The sequence below is a fragment of the Mesorhizobium sp. PL10 genome, assembly GCF_053714315.1.
Genome location: NZ_JBSKBR010000007.1, coordinates 23,365 through 46,165 on the forward strand (window position 1 = coordinate 23,365; position 22,801 = coordinate 46,165).

23 protein-coding genes are annotated in these 22,801 nt (G+C 63.2%); 10 read left to right on the forward strand and 13 right to left on the reverse strand.

Annotation, left to right across the window (positions count from 1 at the left end; genetic code table 11):
• Nucleotides 1-27: 27 nt before the first annotated feature.
• Together pncA and ACWGTO_RS13050 are read left to right on the forward strand one after the other, a co-directional pair.
• Complete coding sequence (gene pncA / locus ACWGTO_RS13045) at nt 28-642, forward strand: bifunctional nicotinamidase/pyrazinamidase (RefSeq protein ID WP_454575246.1); 615 nt, start codon at nt 28-30, stop codon at nt 640-642.
• A 123-nt stretch (nt 643-765) separates the two neighbouring features.
• Nucleotides 766-2,091, forward strand: a complete 1,326-nt coding sequence (locus ACWGTO_RS13050; RefSeq protein WP_454575500.1) for a sodium:proton antiporter — start codon at nt 766-768, stop codon at nt 2,089-2,091.
• Between the two features lie 41 nt (nt 2,092-2,132).
• On the opposite strand, the gene ACWGTO_RS13055 is transcribed toward ACWGTO_RS13050, so the two are convergent.
• The 8 genes from ACWGTO_RS13055 to gcvA all read right to left on the reverse strand — a co-directional run bounded on the left by ACWGTO_RS13055 (nt 2,133) and on the right by gcvA (nt 11,364).
• Entirely contained in the window at nt 2,133-2,858 is a 726-nt protein-coding gene (locus ACWGTO_RS13055) for an ABC transporter ATP-binding protein (RefSeq protein ID WP_454575247.1), read from the reverse strand.
• Nucleotides 2,855-3,580, reverse strand: coding sequence for an ABC transporter ATP-binding protein (locus tag ACWGTO_RS13060; protein WP_454575248.1), 726 nt, complete (start codon nt 3,578-3,580; stop codon nt 2,855-2,857). Before ACWGTO_RS13060 ends, ACWGTO_RS13055 begins: the two co-directional genes overlap by 4 nt.
• The gene (locus ACWGTO_RS13065) at nt 3,577-4,539 is read right to left on the reverse strand and encodes a branched-chain amino acid ABC transporter permease (RefSeq protein ID WP_454575249.1); all 963 of its coding nucleotides are present in this window, start codon (nt 4,537-4,539) and stop codon (nt 3,577-3,579) included. Before ACWGTO_RS13065 ends, ACWGTO_RS13060 begins: the two co-directional genes overlap by 4 nt.
• Complete coding sequence (locus ACWGTO_RS13070) at nt 4,536-5,417, reverse strand: branched-chain amino acid ABC transporter permease (protein ID WP_454575250.1); 882 nt, start codon at nt 5,415-5,417, stop codon at nt 4,536-4,538. The genes ACWGTO_RS13065 and ACWGTO_RS13070 overlap by 4 nt, the downstream gene beginning before the upstream one ends.
• Before the next feature lie 285 nt (nt 5,418-5,702).
• Nucleotides 5,703-7,007 (reverse strand): ABC transporter substrate-binding protein, encoded by a 1,305-nt coding sequence (locus ACWGTO_RS13075; protein ID WP_454575251.1) that lies wholly within the window; start codon nt 7,005-7,007, stop codon nt 5,703-5,705.
• Between the two features lie 255 nt (nt 7,008-7,262).
• Nucleotides 7,263-8,699, reverse strand: a complete 1,437-nt coding sequence (locus ACWGTO_RS13080; protein ID WP_454575252.1) for a hypothetical protein — start codon at nt 8,697-8,699, stop codon at nt 7,263-7,265.
• Between the two features lie 189 nt (nt 8,700-8,888).
• On the reverse strand, nt 8,889-10,193 hold the full coding sequence (gene pncB, locus ACWGTO_RS13085; RefSeq protein ID WP_454575253.1) for a nicotinate phosphoribosyltransferase: 1,305 nt from the start codon (nt 10,191-10,193) through the stop codon (nt 8,889-8,891).
• Nucleotides 10,194-10,389: 196 nt separating this feature from the next.
• Nucleotides 10,390-11,364, reverse strand: a complete 975-nt coding sequence (gene gcvA / locus ACWGTO_RS13090) for a transcriptional regulator GcvA (RefSeq protein WP_454575254.1) — start codon at nt 11,362-11,364, stop codon at nt 10,390-10,392.
• A 211-nt stretch (nt 11,365-11,575) separates the two neighbouring features.
• Between gcvA and speB the strand changes: the two genes are divergently transcribed.
• From speB to ACWGTO_RS13130, 8 genes are all read left to right on the forward strand, one after another.
• Entirely contained in the window at nt 11,576-12,637 is a 1,062-nt protein-coding gene (gene speB, locus ACWGTO_RS13095; RefSeq protein WP_454575255.1) for an agmatinase, read from the forward strand.
• 81 nt (nt 12,638-12,718) lie between these two features.
• Complete coding sequence (locus ACWGTO_RS13100) at nt 12,719-13,519, forward strand: transporter substrate-binding domain-containing protein (RefSeq protein ID WP_454575256.1); 801 nt, start codon at nt 12,719-12,721, stop codon at nt 13,517-13,519.
• A gap of 6 nt (nt 13,520-13,525) precedes the next feature.
• The gene (locus ACWGTO_RS13105; RefSeq protein WP_454575257.1) at nt 13,526-14,182 is read left to right on the forward strand and encodes an amino acid ABC transporter permease; all 657 of its coding nucleotides are present in this window, start codon (nt 13,526-13,528) and stop codon (nt 14,180-14,182) included.
• Nucleotides 14,179-14,826: an amino acid ABC transporter permease gene (locus ACWGTO_RS13110; protein ID WP_454575258.1), complete on the forward strand. Its 648-nt coding sequence runs from the start codon at nt 14,179-14,181 to the stop codon at nt 14,824-14,826. Before ACWGTO_RS13105 ends, ACWGTO_RS13110 begins: the two co-directional genes overlap by 4 nt.
• Before the next feature lie 68 nt (nt 14,827-14,894).
• Nucleotides 14,895-15,983 (forward strand): ABC transporter substrate-binding protein, encoded by a 1,089-nt coding sequence (locus ACWGTO_RS13115; protein ID WP_454575259.1) that lies wholly within the window; start codon nt 14,895-14,897, stop codon nt 15,981-15,983.
• A 178-nt stretch (nt 15,984-16,161) separates the two neighbouring features.
• Entirely contained in the window at nt 16,162-17,199 is a 1,038-nt protein-coding gene (locus ACWGTO_RS13120; RefSeq protein ID WP_454575260.1) for an ABC transporter ATP-binding protein, read from the forward strand.
• Nucleotides 17,196-18,050: an ABC transporter permease gene (locus ACWGTO_RS13125; protein ID WP_454575261.1), complete on the forward strand. Its 855-nt coding sequence runs from the start codon at nt 17,196-17,198 to the stop codon at nt 18,048-18,050. Before ACWGTO_RS13120 ends, ACWGTO_RS13125 begins: the two co-directional genes overlap by 4 nt.
• A complete protein-coding gene (locus tag ACWGTO_RS13130) occupies nt 18,047-18,850 on the forward strand; it encodes an ABC transporter permease (protein ID WP_454575262.1) in 804 nt (267 codons plus the stop codon). The genes ACWGTO_RS13125 and ACWGTO_RS13130 overlap by 4 nt, the downstream gene beginning before the upstream one ends.
• A gap of 49 nt (nt 18,851-18,899) precedes the next feature.
• Here ACWGTO_RS13130 and ACWGTO_RS13135 read toward each other — a convergent pair whose 3' ends face one another.
• The 5 genes from ACWGTO_RS13135 to ACWGTO_RS13155 form a co-directional block, all read right to left on the reverse strand.
• Nucleotides 18,900-19,817, reverse strand: a complete 918-nt coding sequence (locus ACWGTO_RS13135; protein ID WP_454575263.1) for an NADP-dependent oxidoreductase — start codon at nt 19,815-19,817, stop codon at nt 18,900-18,902.
• Between the two features lie 120 nt (nt 19,818-19,937).
• Nucleotides 19,938-20,195: a hypothetical protein gene (locus ACWGTO_RS13140; protein WP_454575264.1), complete on the reverse strand. Its 258-nt coding sequence runs from the start codon at nt 20,193-20,195 to the stop codon at nt 19,938-19,940.
• Nucleotides 20,196-20,223: 28 nt separating this feature from the next.
• A complete protein-coding gene (locus tag ACWGTO_RS13145; RefSeq protein ID WP_454575265.1) occupies nt 20,224-20,382 on the reverse strand; it encodes a DUF1127 domain-containing protein in 159 nt (52 codons plus the stop codon).
• Between the two features lie 127 nt (nt 20,383-20,509).
• On the reverse strand, nt 20,510-20,806 hold the full coding sequence (locus ACWGTO_RS13150) for a nickel-binding protein (RefSeq protein ID WP_056595260.1): 297 nt from the start codon (nt 20,804-20,806) through the stop codon (nt 20,510-20,512).
• A 234-nt stretch (nt 20,807-21,040) separates the two neighbouring features.
• Complete coding sequence (locus ACWGTO_RS13155; protein WP_454575266.1) at nt 21,041-22,795, reverse strand: winged helix-turn-helix domain-containing protein; 1,755 nt, start codon at nt 22,793-22,795, stop codon at nt 21,041-21,043.
• Nucleotides 22,796-22,801: the final 6 nt, after the last annotated feature.

Below are 22,801 nucleotides of genomic sequence, written 5' to 3' on the forward strand. Positions count from 1 at the left end.
TCGAGACGAAGAAAGAGGAGAGGCGCCATGGCGGACGAAGCGCTTGTTGTCATCGACCTGCAGAACGACTTCTGCCCCGGCGGCGCGCTGGCGGTTGCCGGCGGCGACGAAATCGTGCCGCTGGTCAACGATCTGATCCGGCACGCCGAGCATGTCGTGCTGACGCAGGACTGGCACCCGGCCGGACATTCGAGCTTTGCCTCCAGCCATCCGGGGGCGCAGCCTTTCAGCGCGATCGAGATGCCTTATGGGCCGCAGACGCTGTGGCCCGACCATTGCATTCAGGGCAGCCTTGGTTCCGACTTCCATTCGGGACTCGCCTGGACCAAGACCGAACTGGTGATCCGCAAGGGATTTCGCCCTGACATCGACAGCTACTCCGCCTTCTTCGAGAACGACCACAAGACATCGACCGGACTCGCCGGCTACCTCAAGGAGCGCGGCATCGATACTGTGACCCTGGTCGGTCTGGCGACCGACTTCTGCGTCGCCTTTTCGGCGCTCGACGCGGTCAAGCAGGGTTTCAAGACGACGGTGCGCCTCGATGCCTGCCGCGGCATCGATCTCAACGGCTCGGTCGAGGCGATGCTGAAGCGCATGCGAGACGCGGGTGTGAGGCTCGAAGACAAGACCTCGGCCTAGATCGTGAGGCATCGGGAGAGCTCCATACAATCGCCGGCAGTTTTGGCGGCCTTGACCGTCACCATTTTGGTTTTTCCCGGACTGGCGCTTGCGGCTGAAAGCCACGAACTGCCTGGCGCTTCTATGTCGCTGTGGTGGGGGCTGCCGTTTGCCGGCCTGCTATTGTCGATCGCCACGGGACCGCTGCTGTTCCACCACGTCTGGGAACATCATTACGGCAAGATCGCTGCAGGCTGGGTGGCGCTGGTGGTGGTGCCGCTGATGGTTGCCTTCGGTATGCCTTCGGCGTCCGAGGCGGTGCTGCACACGCTGCTCACCGAATACATGTCGTTCATCATCCTTTTGTTTGCCCTCTACACGATTTCCGGCGGCATCCTTGTTGCCGGCAACATCCATGGCACGCCGCTGGTCAATGCCGGGCTGCTGCTCGTGGGGGCGATGCTAGCCTCGGTGATCGGCACGACCGGCGCCTCGATGATCCTGATCCGGCCGGTGCTGCGCGCCAATGACAACCGGCCGTTCAACGCCCATGTCGTCATCTTCTTCATTTTTCTGGTCTCCAACATTGGCGGCTCGCTGACACCCTTGGGCGACCCGCCATTGTTCGTCGGCTTCCTGCGCGGCGTCGACTTCTTCTGGACGACCACGAACCTCTGGCGCGAGACGCTATTTACCGGCGGGCTTGTGCTGCTTGTCTTCCTGGCCATCGATATCATTCTGCATCGCCGCGAAGAGGGTGCGCCAAAGATCAAGGATCCGACGCCGGATACGAAGGTGCGGATTCGCGGCCTGGCCAACCTGCCGCTGCTGGCCGGCGTCATCGGCGCGATCCTGTTGTCGGCGGCCTGGAAGCCGGGCATCAGCTTTTCCCTGGTGGGCGTGACCCTCGAGCTGCAGAACCTGGTGCGCGACGCAATCATCCTGGCGCTGGCTTTCCTGTCTCTGGCTGTCTCGCGCAAGGAGAACCGTCATGCCAATGGCTTCATCTGGGGGCCGATCGCCGAAGTGGCGAAACTGTTTGCCGGCATCTTCATCTGCATCGTGCCGGTCATCGCCATCCTTCGGGCCGGCCATGACGGGGCGCTGGCGCCGCTGGTCGCACTGGTCACCTCGCCGTCGGGTCAGCCCAATGATCTCGCTTATTTCTGGCTGACCGGCGGGCTGTCGTCCTTCCTCGACAATGCGCCGACCTATCTGGTGTTCTTCGAACTTGCCGGCGGCGATCCCAGCCACCTGATGACGGAGTTCGCCTCGACGCTGGCGGCGATTTCCGCCGGCGCCGTGTTCATGGGCGCCAACACCTATATCGGCAATGCGCCCAACTTCATGGTCTACGCCATCGCCAGGCATCGCGGCGTGAAAATGCCGGGCTTCTTCGGCTATATGGCGTGGTCGGGCCTGGTGCTGATCCCGACGTTTTTGATAGCGGGATTTCTTTTCTTTAGCTGAAGCGGCGCTGCGCCTTACCTCCCCTTGTGGGAGGGTAGAGCTCAGCCGACCCCAACATACCGCCTGACCGCCGACGGATCGGCCCGCAGTTCCTCTACATCGACGGTCTCGCGGTTGCGGCCGTTTTCGATGAAACAGACGCGGTCGGCGACCGACAGCACGGCATCGACGCGCTGCTCGACCAGGATGGTGGAGACACCCAGCTCCCGCAGCTGCACCACCGTTTCGCGGATCTTGGCGATCATCGACGGCATCAGCCCTTCGGTCGGCTCGTCGAGCAACAGCACCTGCGGCTCGATGCACAGCGCCCGCGCCATGGCCAGCATCTGCTGCTCGCCGCCGGACAGCGTGCCGGAGCGCTGCCGCAGCCGCTGGCGCAGCAATGGAAAAAGGTCGAGGACGTTTTCCCGCACGACCTTGCCCTTGCCACGCGTCATCAGGCCGATCTCGATGTTTTCCGCCACCGTCATCTCGGCGAACAGCCGCCTGCCCTGCGGCACATAGGCGACGCCGGCCTTCGGCACCTCATGCGCCGGCAGACCGGTCAATTCCTGGCCGGCGAGCCGGATCGAACCGGCCACCGCCGGCACCAGTCCCATGATCGCCTTCAGCGTCGTCGTCTTGCCGGCGCCGTTGCGACCGAACAGGCACAGCACCTCGCCCTTGTTGAGCACAAGGTCGAGGCCGTAGAGCACTTGCACCTCGCCGTAGAAGCAGTCGAGCCCGGAGAGGGTCAACACGCTTGTCCCTGTGACTGCTCCGGTCATGGCGCCGTCCCCAGATAGGCTTCCTGCACCTGTGTGTTGGCGCGGACCTGCTCGGGCGTGCCTTCGGCCAGGATCCTGCCGGCGTTGAAGACGGTGATGCGATCGGCCAGTTGCATGACGACCGGCATGTTGTGCTCGATCAAAAGCGCGGTGGCGCTTTTGGCGATCTCGCGCACCAGCTCGATGAAATTGTCGATCTCGCTGTCGGCCAGGCCTTGCGTCGGCTCGTCGAGGATCAGGAGCCGCGGCTTCAGCGCCAGGCCCATCGCCACTTCGAGCAGGCGCTGATGGCCGTAGGAGAGCTGGCCGGCCGGCATATGGGCGCGGTCGGCAAGGCCGGTGCGCTCGAGCGCGGCCATGACGCCGGTGCGCACCGCACCCTTCGAGCGCCCGTCGGTCAGCGTGCGCTGCACCGGCAGCGCGACATTGTCGTAGGCCGAGAGATTGGCAAAGACGCTGGTGATCTGGAATGTGTAGGCGATGCCCTGGCGCACCCGGAGATAGGCCGGCTGGCTGGTGATGTCGGCGCCGTCGAAGAGGATCATGCCGGAGGATGGCTGGATGCGGCCGCTGATCAGGCTGACGAAGGTGGTTTTCCCGGCTCCGTTGGGGCCGATGACGGCGCGGATCTCGCCCGGCATCAGCTGGAAGTCGACACCGTCGACGGCGCGCAGGCCGCCGAAATTGCGCGCCAGGTTCTTTGTCGTCAGCAGCGGCATCATGGCAGCCACCCGAGCAAGCGATGGCGGATGGTGCCCAGAATTCCTTTGGGGAAAAACAGCACCAGGAGGATGAGTGCGATGCCGACGATCAACAGGTAGGCGGAGGTGTAGCCGCTGGCGACGTCGATGACATAGTACATGAAGACCGTGCCGATCAGGCCCCCGAGCGTCGTGGCGGCGCCGCCGAGCAGCACCCAGAGCAGCGGCAGGATGGAATACTGAACCGAGGCAAAGCTCGAACCGACATAGCCGAACAGCAGCGCGTAGGCGGCACCCGAGGCCGCGCAGATGGCGCCGGAAACGACGACGGCGATGAGCTTGTTCGAAAAGGTGTCGTAGCCGAGCATTTTCGTGCGCTCCTCGTTCTCGCGCACGGCGACCAGTACGCGGCCGTAGCGGGAGCGGACGACGGCGAGCGTGATGAGCAGCACGACCGAGAACAGCGCCAGCGCGCTCATGTAGCGCACGGTCGGGTTGGTGAGGTCGAGCGATGTCGCGCCGAGGTTCAGAACCCGCGCCGGCTGCGGCACCACCAGGCCCTGGTCACCGCCGGTCCATGCGGCGAAATAGAGGATGGTAAGGTAGAAGACCTGCGCGAACATCATGGTGACGATCATGAAGGCAACGCCGGTGGTGCGCAGCGCCAGTAGGCCGATCACCAGCGCCAGAGCCGCGCCACAGGCAATGCCGCCCAGAAAAGCGAGCGGCACGCTCCAGCCGAGATGGATGACGGCAAGACCTGCGCCATAGAGGCCGGCGGCAAAGAACATGGCATGGCCGAGGCTGAGCAGGCCGACATAGCCGAACAGCATGTTGTAGCCCATGGCAAACGCCGCCAGCACCATGATGCGGGCGATAAGGCCGTGATGATAGTCCGGCAGGACGAAGCTCAGCGCAAAGAGCAGCGCGATGACGCCGAGGTGGAGTGCATAGGCTTTTGCCGGCGAAGCTTCGCTCATCGCGGCGCCTGCCCGAACAGGCCTTGCGGCCGAAACACCAGCACCATGGCGACCAGCAGCGTGGCGATGATCTTGGCCAAGGTCGGCGAGAAGAACACCGAGATGATGCCGTCGGAGAGGCCGATCAGCACGGCGGCGACGACGGTGCCGCGCAGCGAGCCGAGGCCGCCGATGATGACGACGATGAAGGAGAGCAGCAGCGGGTCCTGCCCCATCAGGTAGTGCGCCTGGCTGATCGGCACGATCAGCACGGCGGCGATCGCCGCCAGCATAGCGCCGAGGGCAAAGACGCCGGCATAGACGCGGTCGACCGGAATGCCGAACGCCTGCGCCGTCTCGCTGTCATACTGGGTGGCGCGCATGATGAGGCCGATTTTCGTGCGCGTCAGCACCAGCCATGTGGCGACCAGCAAGAGCGCCGAGGCGACGATGATCGACAGTTTGTAACCGGAATAGCCGAACCAGGGCAAAAGGATGCGGTAGCTGAAGGGTGGCTCCACCGGCCGCGCCTCCGGGCCGTAGAAGCTCAGCGCCAGCTGCTGAATGATGTAGAGCATGCCGATGGTGGCGACGATGGTGGCTTCCGGATTGTAATTGAGCCGGCGCAGCACCAGCCTTTCTGCCACCAGCGCAATGGCGCCGACAATCAGCGGCGCGATCACCAATGCCGCTAGGAAGCCGACCGTGGGATGGCCCGGGATGGCCGTCGAGATTGCCCAGGCGAGCACCGCGCCCAGCATGAAGAACTCGCCATGGGCGACATTGACGACGCGCATGACGCCGAACACCAGCGACAGGCCCAGCGCCGTCAGCGCCAGCACGGCGGAGGTGACGAGGCCTTCGAGGACGGCGAGGAGGAGATGGGGTCCAAAGTGCATGGGCTACACGCTGGTCGGTGCCAAGTGCACCCCTGCCGGGCTCGGCCCTTCGCTATCGCTCCGGGCGTTCGTCGCTCGGAAAGCCAAGCAATTGGCTTTCCGTCCGCTTCGCGGACCGCTCCTCACCCCCCGCATGGGGGGAGATTGGCAGTACGTGTGGCAGCGCCTTTTTGACGACGACTTTGGCGATTGGCGAAACCCTGGGCGACCTCCAATCTCCCCCCTTGCGGGGGAGATGTCCGGCAGGACAGAGGGCTGGGCTCCCACATTACAGGCGAGCAAAACCTACAGCGCCTGCGTCGTGTAATCCCCTTCGGCCTCGTAAAGCCCATCCTCGATCTTGGTCTTGTGGACGACCGTCAGCTTGCCGCCTTCGACCTTGGAGATGTTCTGGATGCCGAAGCACTGGTGGATCTTGCCGTTGAACGTCTTCGGTCCCTGCGGATGCTCCGGACCTTCGGCGAATTCGGTCAGCGCTTCGGTCGCCTCGACCAGCTTGGCGCGGTCTTCCGGGCCCTTGTAGCCGGCGTCTTCCATCGCCTTCTTGACGACGTAGAGCGTTTCCCAGCAGCCGAACATGTGCGAGGCGGTGGAGACATCCTTGGGGTCGCCGACGGCCGCACCATTGTCGTCGATGCCGACGGCGGCGCGATACGCCTTCTGCGCGGCGCTGTCGTCCGCCTGCGCGTAGCGCGGCGAGCCTTCCCAGAAATGGCTGCCGTCGAGGAATTCCAGCCCGGGGCTGTTGATGTCGGTGGCTTCGAGCGAATCCATGAAGCCGAAGAGTTGCGGCCGGTTGGAGCCATAGAACTCGCCGAGTTCCTTGACGAAGGTCAGCACTGCCGGGCCGACCATGACGTGGTAGATGACCTCGGTTTCGGCCGGGATCTGCGGGAAATATTTGGTGAAAGAGGATTCCGTCGGCGGGATGGCGATCTGGGCGATGACCTCGGCGCCTTGCGCCTTCAACGCCGGCGGCAGGTAGTCGCGGTGGTCGTAGCCGAAGGCGAAATCGGGGAAGATCTGCGTCACCTTCTTGCCGGCATTGGCGGCGATCCACGGCGCCATCGACTGGATCTGGCTCTTCACATCGGTGATGCCGGGCTGGAAGACGTAGCGGTTCAACTTGGTCGAGGCCACATGGTGGCCTTCGCTGACGACGAAATAGGGAATCTTGTTTTCACCTGCGGCCGGCGCGGAGCCGATCACGACATGCGAGAACAGCGTGCCGAAGACGATGTCGGTCTTGTGCTGGGTGGCGAACTTGCCGACCACTTCGGCGCCGCGGCCGGGATCGGTGCCGTCATCCTCGATCACCAATTCGACCGGGCGGCCGTTGATGCCGCCGGCATCGTTGATCGCCTTGACCGCGGCTGCGCTGGTCTTTTCGTACCAGCGGCTATAGGCGGCGCCGATGCCGGTGCGGTGCGACTGGAACCCGATCTTGATCGGCGCCGAGCTCTGCGCCTGCGAGTAACGGACGAAGCCGGGCGCGAGCGTCAGGCCGGCGCCGGCGGCGAGACCTTTTAGCGCCGTGCGGCGGCTAAGAGTGCTTTTGGAGAGATCGAAAAACCCATTCTTGTCAGTCACGGCAGTTCCCCTGTTTTTGAGTTTTGACTGTCTGTAACGAGGCAAGGCCACTCCCTTGCAAGAGGGGCAGAAATCGCATGTATACAAACTAAATCATCAAAGCCTCGACGTGGCAAGCGGGCTTTCCGCATCCAGCGCCGCGCGTCCAACAGGACGCGCAAAGGACGCTGGAGCATTTTTTGCTTTGCGCATGAACCTTTCCGAAAATCGAACCCGATTTTCGGGGTCATGCGCTGGCATGCCGGTCACCTTTTGTCATCCGGCAGTCGGCGTGGCAAGCAACCAGAGACCGAAGATGGTGTAGGCGATCATCAGCACGGCGAGCGGCAATTGACTGAGCGCGGTACGCGATGGAACCGGGTGCAGCCGCCAGGCCAGACCATGGGCGACGAGCACGGCCAACATATGGCCGGCAATGATGATGCCGGCCTGCACATTCCACAGCCACCAGGCGGCGCCGGCGCCGGCGACGATGCCGGCTTCGATCTGCATGTCGGCGGCGCCGAACAGGTTCCAGTCCAGTCCGAACGGGTCGGATAAAGCAGCCACTGCATACTGGCCGTCGACCAGCAGCGCCGTCAGATAATGCGCGACATGATAGGCGAGCGCGATCGGCACGATCGACCAGACCAGCAGGCCTGCCGCCTCGCCAAGCGCATGCCCGCTGCCGGCAAGGCGCTGGCCGAGGATGACGGCCAGCATGAATGCAGCCGCCAGCAGCACGAAAATGAGCACGAGGCCGAAGCTGCCGATACCGATCAGAGCGGTGCGGCCGGGATACTCCAGCGGATTGATGCCGAACAGACCGAGCCAGAAGAAGGTTTTCGACAGGCCATCGAAGGAGACAGACGAAAGGCTGAGCAGAAGGAAAGCGATGCCGCTGGCCGGCAGAGGCACGGCGGCGAGCAGTTTTGCGCCCGGCCAGCCAAGATTGAGGCGGCCTTCTTCGTCGCGCTCGACAGGCGCAAAGCGCGCCACCATGCCGAAGAACACCGTCAGGAATTCACCGCGTTGGCTCCAGCCGGGATAGCCGAAGGCGAGCATGGCGATGAAGGTGAAAAGCCAATAGAGGCCGGCGGCATAAGCCAGCCGTGCCGGGTCGTCAGGCGCCGGATCGATCAGTTCGAACCAGGCAAAGGCGAAGAACAGGATGACGGCCGGCCAGCTGCCGAGCCATGCAGGCAAACGCGATTTCGGCACCTCGGCATCGCGCTGACCAAGCAGGCGGGTCACGATCCGCCATGGGCCGTACCAGGGATTCAGCCATGACCAGAGACCGCCAAGCAGACCTTGCAAGAGGACGAGACCGACCCAGAGCAGTGTCCATACGACAAGAGGGAGCGGATTGGAGAGAGGGTCGCGGCTGCCGAACAGGCCGGCGGCGATGAGCGTTGCAAAGCCGGCAAGGGAAAGCAGGCTGACGATTGTGCGGGGGGCTCCGCTGCATGTGAAAAGTTGTAAGCGACGGCGCCAGAAACGGTCGAGAGCGTCGGGTGGCAGCAGGGCGAGGACGAGGAAACTGACGGCAACGGCGACAGCGCCGCCGGCGATGTAGTAGCCGGTGGGGAGGAGGAGGACGTGGCCGCGATCGGAGGCATGGGCGAAGGCGGAGGTGGGGAGGAGGAAAAATGAACAGGCGGCGTAGGTCAGCCGGCCGCGATCCTTCACACCCCCCTCTGTCCTGCCGGACATCTCCCCCGCAAGGGGGGAGATTGGATTTCGCGTAGGCTTTCGCCGATTTTCAACGGCGAAGAAAGAGGCGCGGCGCCCGACGCTGCCAATCTCCCCCCTTGCGGGGGAGATGTCCGGCAGGACAGAGGGGGGCGCGAAGGAACTCAGCCTATCCAACCTTGCCTACTCACATCGCGATGCCAGGGCGCCTCAAACCTTGACCAGTTGCCTCACCCGATCTTTCGCCCCGAAAATCCGCAAATACCGTTCGATCTCCTCGGGGTCGCCCGTCGCCTTGGCCGGATTGTCCGACAGCTTGACCGCCGGCCTGCCATTGGCCTCCGTGACCTTGCAGACGAGCGATATCGCATCGAGGCTGTTGGTTTCGGTCGGCGCGCAGCCTTCGAAATCGTTGGTGAGGTTGGTGCCCCAGCCGAAGGACATGCGCACCTTGCCCTGGAAGTGCTTGTAGGTCTCCTCGATGGTCTCGACCTCGAGCCCGTCGGAGAAGATCAACAGCTTCTGCCTGGGGTCCTTGCCCTTCTCGCGCCACCAGTCGATGATTTTTTCTCCGCCTTCGATCGGCGGCGCGCTGTCGGGGCGGAAGCCGGTCCAGTCGGCAACCCAGTCCGGCGCATCGCGCAGGAAGGATGCGGTGCCGAAGGCGTCGGGCAGGACGATCAACAGGTTGCCGCCATAATAACGCTGCCAGTCCTGCAGCACCTTATAGGGCGACTGCTTCAATTCCTTTTCGGTCTTGGCGAGTGCTGCAAACACCATCGGCAGTTCATGCGCGTTGGTGCCGAGCGCTTCGAGGTCGTTGTCCATGGCCAGCAGCACGTTGGAGGTGCCGGTGAAGGCCTCGCCGATGCCTTCCTTGAGCGCCTCGACGCACCAGCGCTGCCACAGGAAGGAGTGCCGGCGGCGGGTGCCGAAATCAGAGATGCGGATGCCGGGCAGCGCCTTCAGGCGCTCGGTCTTGGCCCACATCTTGGCCTTGGCGCGGGCATAGAGCACGTCGAGCGCAAACGGGCCGAAGGCGCGCATCGCCGCGCGGGAACGAAGCTCATTGATGATGGCCAGCGCCGGGATTTCCCACAGGGTAGTGTACATCCAGGGGCCGCTGAAGGAGAGCTCGTACTGGCCGTCGCGTTTGGACAGCTCGTATTCGGGCAGCCGGAAACCTTCCAGCCAGGCGAGGAATTCCGGCTCGAAGATCTGCTTGCGGCCATAGAAATTATTACCACCGAGCCAGATCATCTCCTTCTTGGAGAAGCGCAGCGTGCGGGCATGGTCGAGCTGGTCGCGCAGTTCGCCTTCGTCGATCTCATCGGCAAGGCGCACCGAGGTGGTGCGGTTGATCAGCGAGAAGGTGGTGTCGACCTTGGGATACATCCCCCAGATCATCTGCAGCATCAAAAGCTTGTAGAAATCAGTGTCGAGCAGGCTTCGGACGATCGGATCCAGCTTCCAGGTGTGGTTGTAGACGCGCCGCGCTATATCGGTCTTTGCCATGTCTGTCGCCGCCTTCGCTGCTGGCTCTAGCTTTTGTCTTACGCAATTCCGGACGGAAAACCGCCAGGCACTTTTCCTGGAATTGCTCTTGGCCAAATGCCTCTTAGCATTGAATTTTTGAACGCGCTTCCCGCTTTCCGGGCTGGTCCGACAAAAAGAGGACGCTGCGGCAGTATTGTTGTGGTGCTTACGGCTCTTAGGATGCGGCCTTGGCGCCAATTACTTTCAGCGCCGGGCGCTTCCTGCGGCTGCCTATGCGACCGGCCACCGGCGCATCGGCGCGGCTGTCGGCCTGTTCCTTCTCGGCGAACAGCCAGTCGACGAACAATCGCACGATCGGCGCCGAGCGCATCTCGTTGCGGCAAACGACATAGAAATCGTCGACCGCCGGCACCGACAGGCTGAACGGCGCCACCAACAGGCCCCTGGCGAGCAACATGCTGGCGGTGACGGAATCGCCAAGCGCCACGCCATGACCATGCACCGCGGCCTCGATGGCCGTGCGCGCATCGCCGAGATGGTGCCGGCGGCCACGCTCGAGGTCCAACCCGTCGGCGGCGGCCAGCCAGGTGTGCCACTCGCGGCCGTCATCGCCATGCAGGATGACATGGTCGGCAAGATCCCGGCAGATGCGGATCGGCCGGTTGTTGATCAGCGTCGGGCTGACCACCGGGAACAGTTCGAGGCCCGACCATTTGCGCATCCAGCAATCGGTCCAGCTGCCGTCGCCATAGAGCACGCAGACATCGACCTGCGGGGCGCGAATATCCTTGGGGTCGTTGGAAGGGATGAGCGTCAGCCTGATATCGGGATATTGCGCCATGAAGCTGCCGAGCCGCGGCGTCATCCACAGAAGCAGCAGCGCCGGCACACAGGAGACCGACAGCGTGCCGGCGCTGGCCGGCCTGGTCATGCGCTGCGTGGCGGCGGCGATACCGTCAAAGGCGGTCGACACCGCCGGCAGCAGTTCGGCGCCGTGCGGTGTGAGCTTTACCCGCTGTCCGGTGCGCTCGAACAGCTTGACGCCGAGCGATTGCTCGAGCGCCTTGATCTGGTGGCTTATCGCGCCATGGGTGACATTGAGCTCGGCCGCCGCCTTGGTCAGCGAGGCGTGCCGCGCCGTCGCCTCGAAGGCGCGCAAGGGATTTAAGGGGGGCAGACGCTTGGCCATGAGCACCGGATACTCTGTGAGATTTTCTCACAATCAGCACCGTAACAATATCAATTGATTTTTCAAAGCGGCTGCCGGACACTTTGTCCCAGAACAGCATCAATGACGTGAAATCTGCAGGCAGCCAGCGGGAAAGCGACCCGGCCGGATGATGGTCAGTTCGCAGATATCGCCACGGCCGCATGCACCAGCCCGGCAGGAGGAGACCGACATGGGTTACGATCGTGGCAAGCTCGACGCGCTGCGCCGCAAATATGGCGAGAGCCATGGCGGCGAGATGTTCGACCCTAAATTCCGCAAGGTTGCCGACAAGATCTTCTCCAAGAGCGGTACCAGGCTGGCGCCCTATTCCGGCATCCCCACCTTCCTCGCCGCACCCTACCGCGAAATCGCGGCCGACAATCCGGATTTCGGCGATTTGCAGGTGGCGATCATCGGCGTGCCGATGGATCTCGGCGTCACCAACCGTCCCGGCTCCCGCTTCGGGCCGAGGGCGTTGCGCGCCATCGAGCGCATCGGGCCCTACAATCATGTGCTGGAATGCGCGCCGACACATGAGCTGCGAGTCGCCGACATTGGCGATACGCCGTTCCGCAGCCGCTACCGGCTGGAGATCAGCCATGAGGACATTGAGAAGCGCACCAACCAGATCGTCGATGCCGGCGTGCTGCCGCTCTCGGTCGGCGGCGACCACTCGATAAGCCACCCGATCCTGAAGGCGGTCGGCAAGAAGGCGCCGGTTGGCATGATCCATATCGACGCCCATTGCGACACCAGCGGGCTGTTCGACATGACCAAGTTCCACCATGGCGGCCCGTTCCGCAACGCGGTGCTGGACGGCGTGCTCGACCCGACCCGCACCATCCAGATCGGCATCAGGGGTTCGGCCGAATATCTGTGGGAGTTCACCTACGAATCCGGCATGACGGTCGTGCATGCCGAAGAGGTGACCGGGCTTGGCATCCCCGCCATCATCGAGAAGGCGCGCAAGATTGTCGGCGACGGCCCGACCTACATCTCCTTCGATGTCGACAGCGTCGATCCGGCCTTCGCGCCGGGCACCGGCACACCGGAAGTCGGCGGCCTGACGACGCGTGAGGTTCTCGAACTGCTGCGCGGCTTCAAGGGCCTCAACATTGTCGGCGGCGACGTCGTCGAGGTGGCGCCGCAATATGACGCCACTACCAACACCGCCCACGTCGGCGCGCAGGTCCTGTTCGAGATCCTGGGCCTGATGGTGTTCAGCCCGGCTATCACCGGCAAGGGGGCCTGACCGACTTTACATGCGAAGGCGGCCGCCGCGCTGGAGCCGGCGGCCGTTTCAAACAAACAAGCATCCAGAAGGGGAATACCAATGACACTTCACATGAGACTCAAATCTTCCGTAGCCGCCGCGCTGATGCTCGCCGGCCTCGGCCTCGCCTCCCAGGCTCATGCCGACGCCGTCGACGACATCACCAAGGCCGGCGCTATCAATGTCGGCATCTTCTCCGACTTCCCGCCCTTCTCCTCGGCCAGCGCCGATATGAGCATCAAGGGCTATGACGTGGACGTGGCGCAGGCAATCGCCGATGCCTTGAAGGTGAAGCTCAATCTGGTCAGCGTCACCGGTCAGAACCGCATCCCCTATCTCACCGACAAGCGCGTCGATATCCTGATGAGCGTCGGCTATTCCAAGGAGCGTGAGGAGGTGATCGATTTCGCCGCCGCCTACGCGCCCTATTACATCGCCGTCATCGGTCCGGCAGCGCTCTCCGTCAAAGGCAAGGAAGACCTTGCCGACAAGTCGATCGCCGTCAACCGCGGCACGCTGGAGGATACCTCGCTGACCGAAGCTGCGCCGGCATCGGCCGACATCAAGCGCTTCGACAACTACAACTCCGTCATCCAGGCCTTCATCTCCGGCCAGACCCAGCTGATGGTGGTGGGCAACGATGTCGGCGCCCAGGTGTTGGCCAAGCAGGATGCGCTGAAGCCGGAGCAGAAGTTCCAGCTTTTAACCTCGCCCTCGCATATCGGCCTCAACAAAAAAGAGGACCGGCTGAAGACGGCGGTCAATGATGCGGTCGCCAAGATGCTGGCTGACGGCAAGCTCGACGAGAGCTCGAAGGCCTGGCTGAAGACGCCGCTCAATCCCGACAACCTCAAGGATTGAGTTTCCGTGGCCTTTGCCTGGCTTCCAGCTGCTCTGGGCGACATCACGCGCGGCGCGCTCACGACGATCCTATTGATCGTCGTGACCACGCTCGTGGGCACGCTGCTGAGCATCCTGGGCGCTGCCGGTCGGCGCAACGGCCCGGTATTCGTGAAGCGCGCCATCGCGGTCTATGTCGAGGTGATGCGCAACACGCCTTTCCTGGTGCAGCTGTTCTTCATCTTCTTCGGTCTGCCCAGCCTCGGCATAAGGCTCGATCCGATCCTGGCCGCCATGCTGGCAATGACGCTCAACATGGCGGCCTACACGATTGAAATTGTCGGCGCCGGCCTCGATGCCGTTCCCGGCGGACAGACGGAAGCCGCTCTTTCACTGGGGCTTCGGCCACGCCAGGTGTTCATCAAGATCGTGCTGCCGCAGGCGCTGAAGGTTATCTATCCGGCGCTCACCAGCCAGATCGTCATCATGATGCTGGAATCGGCCGTGGTGTCGCAGATCGCGGTGCGCGAGCTGACCTATGAGGCCGACATGCTGCAGGCGCGCACCTTCCGATCCTTCGAGACCTATTTTGTCGTGACGCTGGTTTATCTCTTGATGTCGATGGCCTTGCGCCGGCTGCTGGTCACAGGCGGGCGCGGCGTCCTGGGAGCCGGCGTGTCATGATCGAATTCACCTTCTGGGATATCGTGCGCAACCTTGTGCTCGCCGCGCGCTGGACGGTGCTGTTGTCGCTGGCCGCCTTCGTCGGCGGGGCGCTGGTCGGGCTGATCGTGCTGTTCTTCCGCATCGCTCAGAATAAATGGAGCCGGCGCATCGCTTCCGGCTACATCGCGCTGTTCCAGGGCACGCCGCTGTTGATGCAGCTGTTCCTGATGTTCTTCGGCCTGCCGATGCTGGGCCTGCGCATCGAGCCGTGGACGGCCGCCGTGCTCGGCCTCACTTTCTTCGCCAGCGCCTATCTGGCCGAGATCTGGCGCAGCGGCGTCGACGCGCTGCCGCGCGGGCAGTGGGATGCCGGCGCCAGCCTTGGTCTGCACCGCCTGCAGGAGCTCAGGTTGATCATCCTGCCGCAGGCGTTCTCGATCACAAGGGCGCCGATCGTCGGCTTCCTGGTGCAATTGATCAAATCGACGGCGCTGACCTCGATCATCGGCTTCGAGGAGCTGGTCAGGACCTCCAACGCCATCAACAACGCCACCTTCGAACCGTTCAAGGTCTACGGGCTGGTGGCGCTGATCTTCTTCGTCATGTGCTTTCCACTGACGCAATACGCCCGTACGCTCGAACAACGAGCGGCGGCCCACTGACGCCAGACGGCGACAGTCGTGTGAAGGGAACCTGCCGGACAGACCGGCATCAACTGAGGAGAAATCGGATGAACAGACTGATCGGAAAATCCATGACACGGCGCGGCGTACTTGGCGCGAGCCTCGCAACAGCCGGCGTGCTTGCCATGCCGTCCATCCTGCGGGCGCAGGACAAGTCGCTGAAGGTCGGCGTCTATGGCGGCTATTTCAAGAAATCCTTCGACGAGAACGTCTTCCCCGACTTCACCAAGGCAACCGGCATTGCCGTGGAATCGGTCGCTGAGCCGACCGGCGAAGCCTGGCTGGTGCAGCTGGAACAGGCGGCCAAGGCCGGTCAGGCGCCGGCTGACCTTTCGATGATGTCGCAGACTTCTACGCTGAAGGGCCAGTCGACGGAATTGTGGACGCCGCTCGATACGTCGAAGTTCAAGCACTATGGCGACCTGCTACCGCGCTTCATCAACAAATATCCGGATGGCCGCGTCGCCGGCATCGGCGCGGTCGCCTGGTGGATCACGCTGGTCTCCAACACGGACGTCTACAAGGATGCGCCGACGTCGTGGGACGCGCTGTGGGACAAGGCCAATGAGGACAAGCTCGGCCTGCTGGCGCTTGCCTCCAACTCGTTCCTGCTCGAAGTGACGGCCAAGACCTTCATGGGCGGCACCAACGCGCTTGACACCGAGGACGGGCTGAACAAGGCGTTCGAGAAGCTCGCCGAGCTCAAGCCGAATGTGCGCCTGTGGTATCGCGACGAAGCGCAGTTCGAGCAGGCGCTGAAGTCGGGCGAAATCCCGATGGGCCAGTATTATCACGACGTCACCGGGCTGGCGGCCGCTGACGGCTTCCATGTCCGCTCGACCTTCCCGAAGGAAGGCGGCATCCAGGATTCCGGCAATTGGGTGCTGTCGCGCGCCTCGACCAAGGTCGACGAGGCGCATGTCTTTATCGACTATATGAGCCAGCCCTCGATGCAGGGCGTCATGTCGCGCAAGGTCGGCACCACGCCGACGCTGAAGAAGGAAGTGCTCGACCTCAAGCCGGAAGAGTTCGCTGCGGTGTCGTCGGACATCGATCCGATCATCCCGCGCTACGACCTCTATACGTCGAAGGCCGACTGGATCAACCAGAAGTGGACAGAGCTGATCGTTGGCTGATCAGCCCGATCCGCTTGAAAACTGACTGGCCGCCGGATTCTTCCGGCGGCCCCGCTAGAAGCAGGTCACCGCTTCATGGAAACGGCGGCCTACTTCCTGTTTTTAAGCAATTCCGGACGGAAAACCGTTACACACTTTTCCTGGAATTGCTCCAGCGGACAGCCTGAGAGGGATGAGCATGCCCGGACTAGACATCAACGCCATTACCAAGACATTCGGCAATTTCGCCGCCGTCGACAATGTCCAGCTCAACGTGCCGCACGGCACGTTCGTCTGCCTGCTCGGCCCGTCGGGCTGCGGCAAGACCACGCTGCTGCGCATGATTGCCGGGCTTGAGGAGCCGACCAGCGGCGCCATCGTGCTTGACGGTGAGGACATCACGCCGCTGCCGACGCACAAGCGCAATCTCGGCATGGTGTTCCAGTCGCTGGCGCTGTTTCCGCATCTTTCCGTCGGCGACAACATCGCCTATGCGCTGCGCATTCGCGGCGCCTCGAAGGAGGAGCAGAAGAAACGCGTCGACGAGCTGCTGAGCCTGATCCATCTGCCCGGCTTTGCCGACCGTCCGGTGGCAAAGCTGTCGGGCGGCCAGCGCCAGCGCGTGGCGATTGCGCGGGCACTCGCCTTGTCGCCGAAACTATTCCTGCTCGACGAGCCGCTGTCGGCGCTCGACGCCAAGCTGCGCGAGGCCATGCAGGTGGAACTGCGCCAGTTGCAGCAGCGGCTCGGCATCACCACCATCGTCGTCACCCACGACCAGCGCGAGGCCATGACCATGGCCGACCTCGTCGTCGTCATGGGCCATGGCAAGATCCTGCAGGCGGCGCCGCCGATCGAGATCTACCGCAAGCCGGCCGACGCCTTCGTCGCAGACTTCATCGGCATCACCAATTTGCTGCCGGCCGAGGTCGACAGCACCGGGCGCACCACCATTTTGGGCACCGCCATTCCGGGCCTTGCCATGCCGGCGGGTCAGACCAAGGCTTCGGTGTCAGTCCGCCCCGAGGACGTGCATCTCGGCAGCCCCGGCGGCTCGGCCATTACCGGCGAGGTCAGTTTCGTGCGCGATCTCGGCGGCACCATCGAGACCTTCGTCGATGTTGGCGGCACCAGCATCATTGCGGTGACGACGCCGCGCGAGCGCCATGACGTGCCGGTCGGCGCCAAGGTCGGCGTCACGCTACCGCCGGCCAGTTGCGTGGTGCTTGGCGCATGAGACGCGAAGCTCCGAAGTCGGTAGCCGACTACACGCCGCTGTTCTTTCCGGCGCTGATGCTGATTATCTTCTTCGTCGTCCCGTTCTCGACGATGATCGCGGTGAGCTTTTTCAAACGCAATCCTTCCGGCTTCTACACACCGGATTTCGTGTTCGACAATTACGCCCGCTTCCTGTCGGTGTTCTTCGGCGGCGTGCTCGGCTTTTCGCTGATGCTGGCGGTGCTGGTCGCCGTCTGCTGCGTCACTATTGCCTTCCCGTTCACCTATCTTTTGACCCGCCGGCCGCGCCGCGTGCAGACGCTGTGGCTGGTCGGCCTGTTGTCGGTGCTGTCGCTGTCGGAAGTCATCATCGGCTTTGCCTGGTCGACGCTGTTTTCGCGCACCGCCGGGATCACCAACCTGTTCGTGGCGATCGGGCTGATGGACAAGCCGGTGGCGCTGCTGCCGACCTTCGGCGCGGTGCTGACCGGCATGGTCTACCAGGCGCTGCCCTACACCATCCTGGTGCTCTACCCCGCTCTCGTGCGCCTCGACCCGACTTTGCTAGAAGCCGCGCGCACGCTCGGCGCGTCGCCGGTGCGGGCCTTCTTCAACGTCGTCGCGCCGGCGCTGCGCAATACCATCGTGGCGACGCTGATCATGGTTTTCGTCTTTGCGCTCGGCTCCTACCTGCTGCCGCAGATCCTCGGACGGCCGCAGCACTGGACGCTGTCGGTGCTGATCACCGACCAGGCGATCTACCAGTCCAACATGCCATTTGCCGCGGCAATGGCGGTGTTCCTGGTGCTGATCTCGCTGGCGCTGGTTGGACTGACGCTGCTCGTCGGACGCCGGGAGAACGCCCTATGACCGCGACCTTGCTGCGCCGTGTCTATTTCACCATCGTCGCCCTGTTCCTGGCGGCGCCGCTGATCGTGGTGGCGGGGGTATCGATTAATTCGCGCCAGGAGCTCACCTTCCCGCCAGTTGGCTTCTCGCTCGGCTGGTATGCCCAGATCTTCACCGATCATGAATGGCGGCTGGCGCTGGTCCATTCGGTGACGCTGGCCGTCTGCTCGGCGGCGATTGCCGTCGCGGTGGCGCTGCCGCTGGCCTGGTTCCTGTGGCGGCGCATCGCGCCATGGGCAAACATCTTTCAGGTGCTGGGGCTGGCGCCCTTCATCCTGCCGCCGGTCATCACCGCGCTCGGCTTCCTCTCCTTCTGGGCGACGGTCGGGCTGTTTGGTCAGTTCTTCACCGCCATCATCAGCCACGCCATCTTCTTCGTGACGCTGCCGCTGGTGACGTTGTCGCTGGGCTTTGCCTCGATCGACCGCTCGCTGGTCGAGGCCGCGGCCACCATGGGCGCCGACGACCGCACGGTGCTGAAGACCGTGGTGCTGCCGCTGATCCTGCCCTATCTCGTCTCCGGCTATGCGTTTGCCTTCGTGCTGTCGCTCAACGAATACATCGTCGCCTACATGACGATCGGCTTCACCACCGAGACGCTGCCGATCAAGATCTTCAACGCCCTGCGCTACGGCTACACGCCGACCATGGCCGCGGTGTCGGTGTTCTTCGTCGCTGTGGCGGCACTGGTGTTCGGCTCGATCGCCAGGTTCGGCGATATACGCAGGCTGCTCGGCGCGATGTCGTCGGACGGCAACTGATTGCATCCATGCAATAGCAACCGGCCGCGTGCATCGACAGACATGTCGTTCACGAACGAATGCGGATGATTGTCTTCCCCGAGCGTCGCTCGGTCGGGTTGAACGCGGAAACTGCATCGTCCAGGGTCGAGATGTGGCCGATGTTTGTCCGCAGTCGTCCGTCCCGCACCCGCTGGACAATCTCACTTAGTTGAGCGCGATCGGACTCGACAACAAAGTCGATCGCCAGGCCATTGGCGGGCCGCGCTTCGGGCGGCCCGACGACGGTCACCAGTGTTCCTCCGGCTCGAATCAGAGCCGCGGATCGCTTCTGGATGTCGCCGCCGATGACATCGAACACCAGATCGACGCCGCCGACGTCTTCCAGGACGTCGTTCTCGAGATCGACGAACTCGTTCGCGCCGAAGTCGAGCGCCTTCTGCCGGTCGGCAGAGCGTCCGGTGCCAATGACGTAGGCGCCGGCCTCTCGTGCGAGTTGCGTCACCATAGATCCGACCGCGCCGGCCGCACCATGTGCAAGGATGCTCTGCCCCGCCTTAAGGCGGCCGTGGTCAAACAGTCCCTGCCATGCGGTCAGGCCGGAGATCGGCAGACTAGCGCCCACCGTGAAGTCCACGTCGCCTGGCAATGGCGCAAGGTTTCGTGCTTCCATGGCCACATACTCCGCGAGTGTGCCGTCGCGATACCAGTCCGCAAGGCCGAAGACCCGCTGTCCCACCGACAGCCCCGTGGTGCCATAGCCAAGGGAGGTGACCACTCCGGCCAGCTCGTGCCCCGGGATCGATGGCGTCCGGTCGCGGTCGACACGGTCAGTCCAGGTCGAGGGCCACGCCAGCTCAGTCGGGACGAATCCCGACGCATGAACCCGAACGACAACGTCGTTTATCGCTGCCTGTGGCTCGGGTCGCTGCCCATGCTTCATCCCTGCCGTTCCCGCAGCTTGGTCCGTTACTACGATTGCCTTCATCGGAATTGCCTCCTCATTCATTGGGCACCTAGCGATGGCTGGTAGATATGTCCGGCTCGGGTCATGAACAGGAGCAAGATTGGCAGAAATGGTGATACCGTTGCGCCATGGACGCAGTGCCTATCCAGCTCGACCGCGCCAAAAGACGCCGCCGGCCGGCGCGTAGCGCGCCTTCAAAATGCGGCCGATCTGGACCAGATTCAGAAGCACAAAGAAAACGTTCCAGCCGACGACGTTCATGAGCGGCGCCGGCTGGCTATAGAAATACACGGCAAGGCAGATTGCAGCCGCGGTGGTGAGAATCCTCAGCCGCAAAATGTCCAGCGTGAAGTAGGCGATCACATACATGATGTTCGCCATGTTTATCAGAAGTTCCATGTCCCTGGTTTCCAATTGGGGTGGGCACTCAAATGAGACGGTCCTTGAAGTGTTCCCGAACGGCATAGGAGATCGCACCGCGGCGGATGCCTATGTCCTTCAGGATGTGGTCAGGCAGTTCCTGCAAGGCCCTCTCGGCCCTGCGTGCTCTCAGCCCGATCGAAACGCGCTTTAGGTAGTGAAACATTGGTTTCTCCAATCGTGGGGAATCGCAGCGCATGGAACGTGCCTCCCGCTCCAAACGCCGTGTTGTTCATGCTTGCTGGTTGGATGACGCTGCCCCGCTGGTTGCGCGAGGCAGCGACTGGAGGTCGTCAGGCGGCCGCCGTCATCGGATCATTGCGAATGATGACCGTGTCGGCGACCGGGTAGAATTCCTCACCGGGCATGCCGACGCGCTTGGCGTGATCCCGGATGGCCTCGCCGTCCTTGGCCTCGTAGATGCAGAAGGTGCCGATGCGCCCGTCGGGTTCGTGCACGACATAGCTGCGGATCCAGCTGACCGTGCCCGACATCTGTTCCTTGGCGACCTTTGCCGATTTGGCGCCGGCGGCTTCGAGTTCCTGCAACGATGCCCAGGCGCTGGGGCGGCGGATAACAAACAGGTTCATGATCTTTCCCTTTCGATTTCGCGCAAGCTTTTCACCGGCGCTGCTGGTCGCCAGGCGTGTCTGCCTGGCTGGGGAAAATTACCGTCGAGAGGACTGATCGTCCTTATCGGCACCTGATCTCTGGCTGATCTTTCACTGCCACTGCCGATAGGCTCGATCAGCAGCCCGTCCTGTCAAAGGAGGCATGGGTCAGAGGGTGAGTTCTTGCGTAGAGCCATCGACAAGCGGCTGGGTTTAGCGCGTAAAGCTGTGGCGAAGCGATGCGGCTTCCTCTTCCAGGCGCCGCGATCCCAGCTGGCGGGCCGCTCTCTCTGCCGCGCTTATCTCCACCTTCGCCCCGCTGACGTCGCCCGAACGCAACAAGGCACTGGCGAGCCGCAGCCGAACCCTTGCCGCGTGATAATCGACGCCTGCACTGGTCCAGAGCTGCCGGGCCAACAGCAGAAGCCGATTTCCGTTTGGGTCGCCTGGTTCGCAAAGCGCCGCCTTGGTTTCGGCTATCAATGCCTGCGTTGCCGGTTGCCGCCAGCGGTCTGGCTGGGCATCGATTTCGGCGAGATAGATTGCCGCCTGGGCAGAGCGCCCGCCGCGCGCTGCAATGCAGGCTGCGTTCACCAGCAGGTTTCCGCGCCGCTGCAGATGGAACCACGACATCCCTTGCAGAGCCCGATCGAGCGCGGCAAGCGCTCCGTCCAGATCGCCTGTTTCGAACAACAACACAGCATTGCCCGGCTCCGCGTCCCAGCCCATCGCATAAGCCTGGTCGTAGTCGGCGCGCGCCGATGCAAGGTCGCCGATCATGGCAAAGATATCGCCGCGGACGCGGAAGCCTTCGCCGAGCGACCAGGATTCCTCGGCGGAGAGTTTGGGAAGCGCTTCGTTTATGCAGCTCAGGGCTTCAGGCAATATCTGCTGCGCCGCGACCACTTCGGCACGATGAAGGTCACACGCGCCCGAGGTCTGCGCAAAACTTGCGGTGCACCAGCTTTCGAAGCCTTCGCTCCACTGGCGAGCACGGGGCCAATCGGCGTATGTCCTGCAGCTCCACAGGATATTGCAGTAAACCAGACTACCGGTGATCGGGTCGACCTGGCTCGACAGGGCGATAGCCGCCGCATGGTTTTGCTGCTCGCTGCCCTCCTCGATCTTGCCCAGGGCGAGATTGAAAAATCCCTTGTATGTCAAAGTCAGAGCCCGAAGGCCGGGATCGTCGCAATTTTCAGCTATCGCGTAAGCGGCTGACGCCAGTTGCAGCGCTTCCTCGAGCCGCCCGCCAGAGGATGCCAGGCGCGACCTCATCCACAGCAGATAGGCTTGCGTAGCATCGTCTGGCGACTGAGACAGAAGCGATGCAGCACGTTCCAGCCATCCGTCTGCGACGGCCCCCGATCCCCGCTCAGCCTGGATCTTTGCGAGTGTGACAGCGGATCTGGCGGCGCGGGCGAGGTCGCCGGCCTCGACATGAGCCGCAACAGCGCGCGCCAGCACAGGGATCGCCTCGGTCGGCCGCCCGCCACATTCGACGACCAGAGCCCAGAGATCGACGTCAGCAGGAGAGAGATGGCCATTGTCCGCCAAATGCGCGAACAATTTTGCGGCCGCGCTCCAGTCGCGCGAGGCTGCCAGCCTGCGAGCCTCAGCAATATCGTCGGCCCCTTTTAACGAGGCAGGCTGGACATATCCCAGTCCCGGCTCATCGATGGCGAAGCGATAGCCATGGCGAACGTAGCTGTGTATCGCGTCCTGCAGGCGGCCGGCTGCAAGCGCCTTTCGCGTGAGGCTGACGACGCGCTGAAGCGATGCTTCAGTTACGATGACATCCGGCCAAAGAGCGTCCATCAATTCGTCTTTGGGGACGACCCGGCCGGCGTTGCGCACCAGGTACACCAGCAGGTCGAAGACAAGCGGCTGGATCTTCTGCGCAACGCCGCCCAGCGACAGTTTGCGTGCCGCTTCATCAAGTTCGAATGGTCCAAATGCGTGTTGCATCGCCCC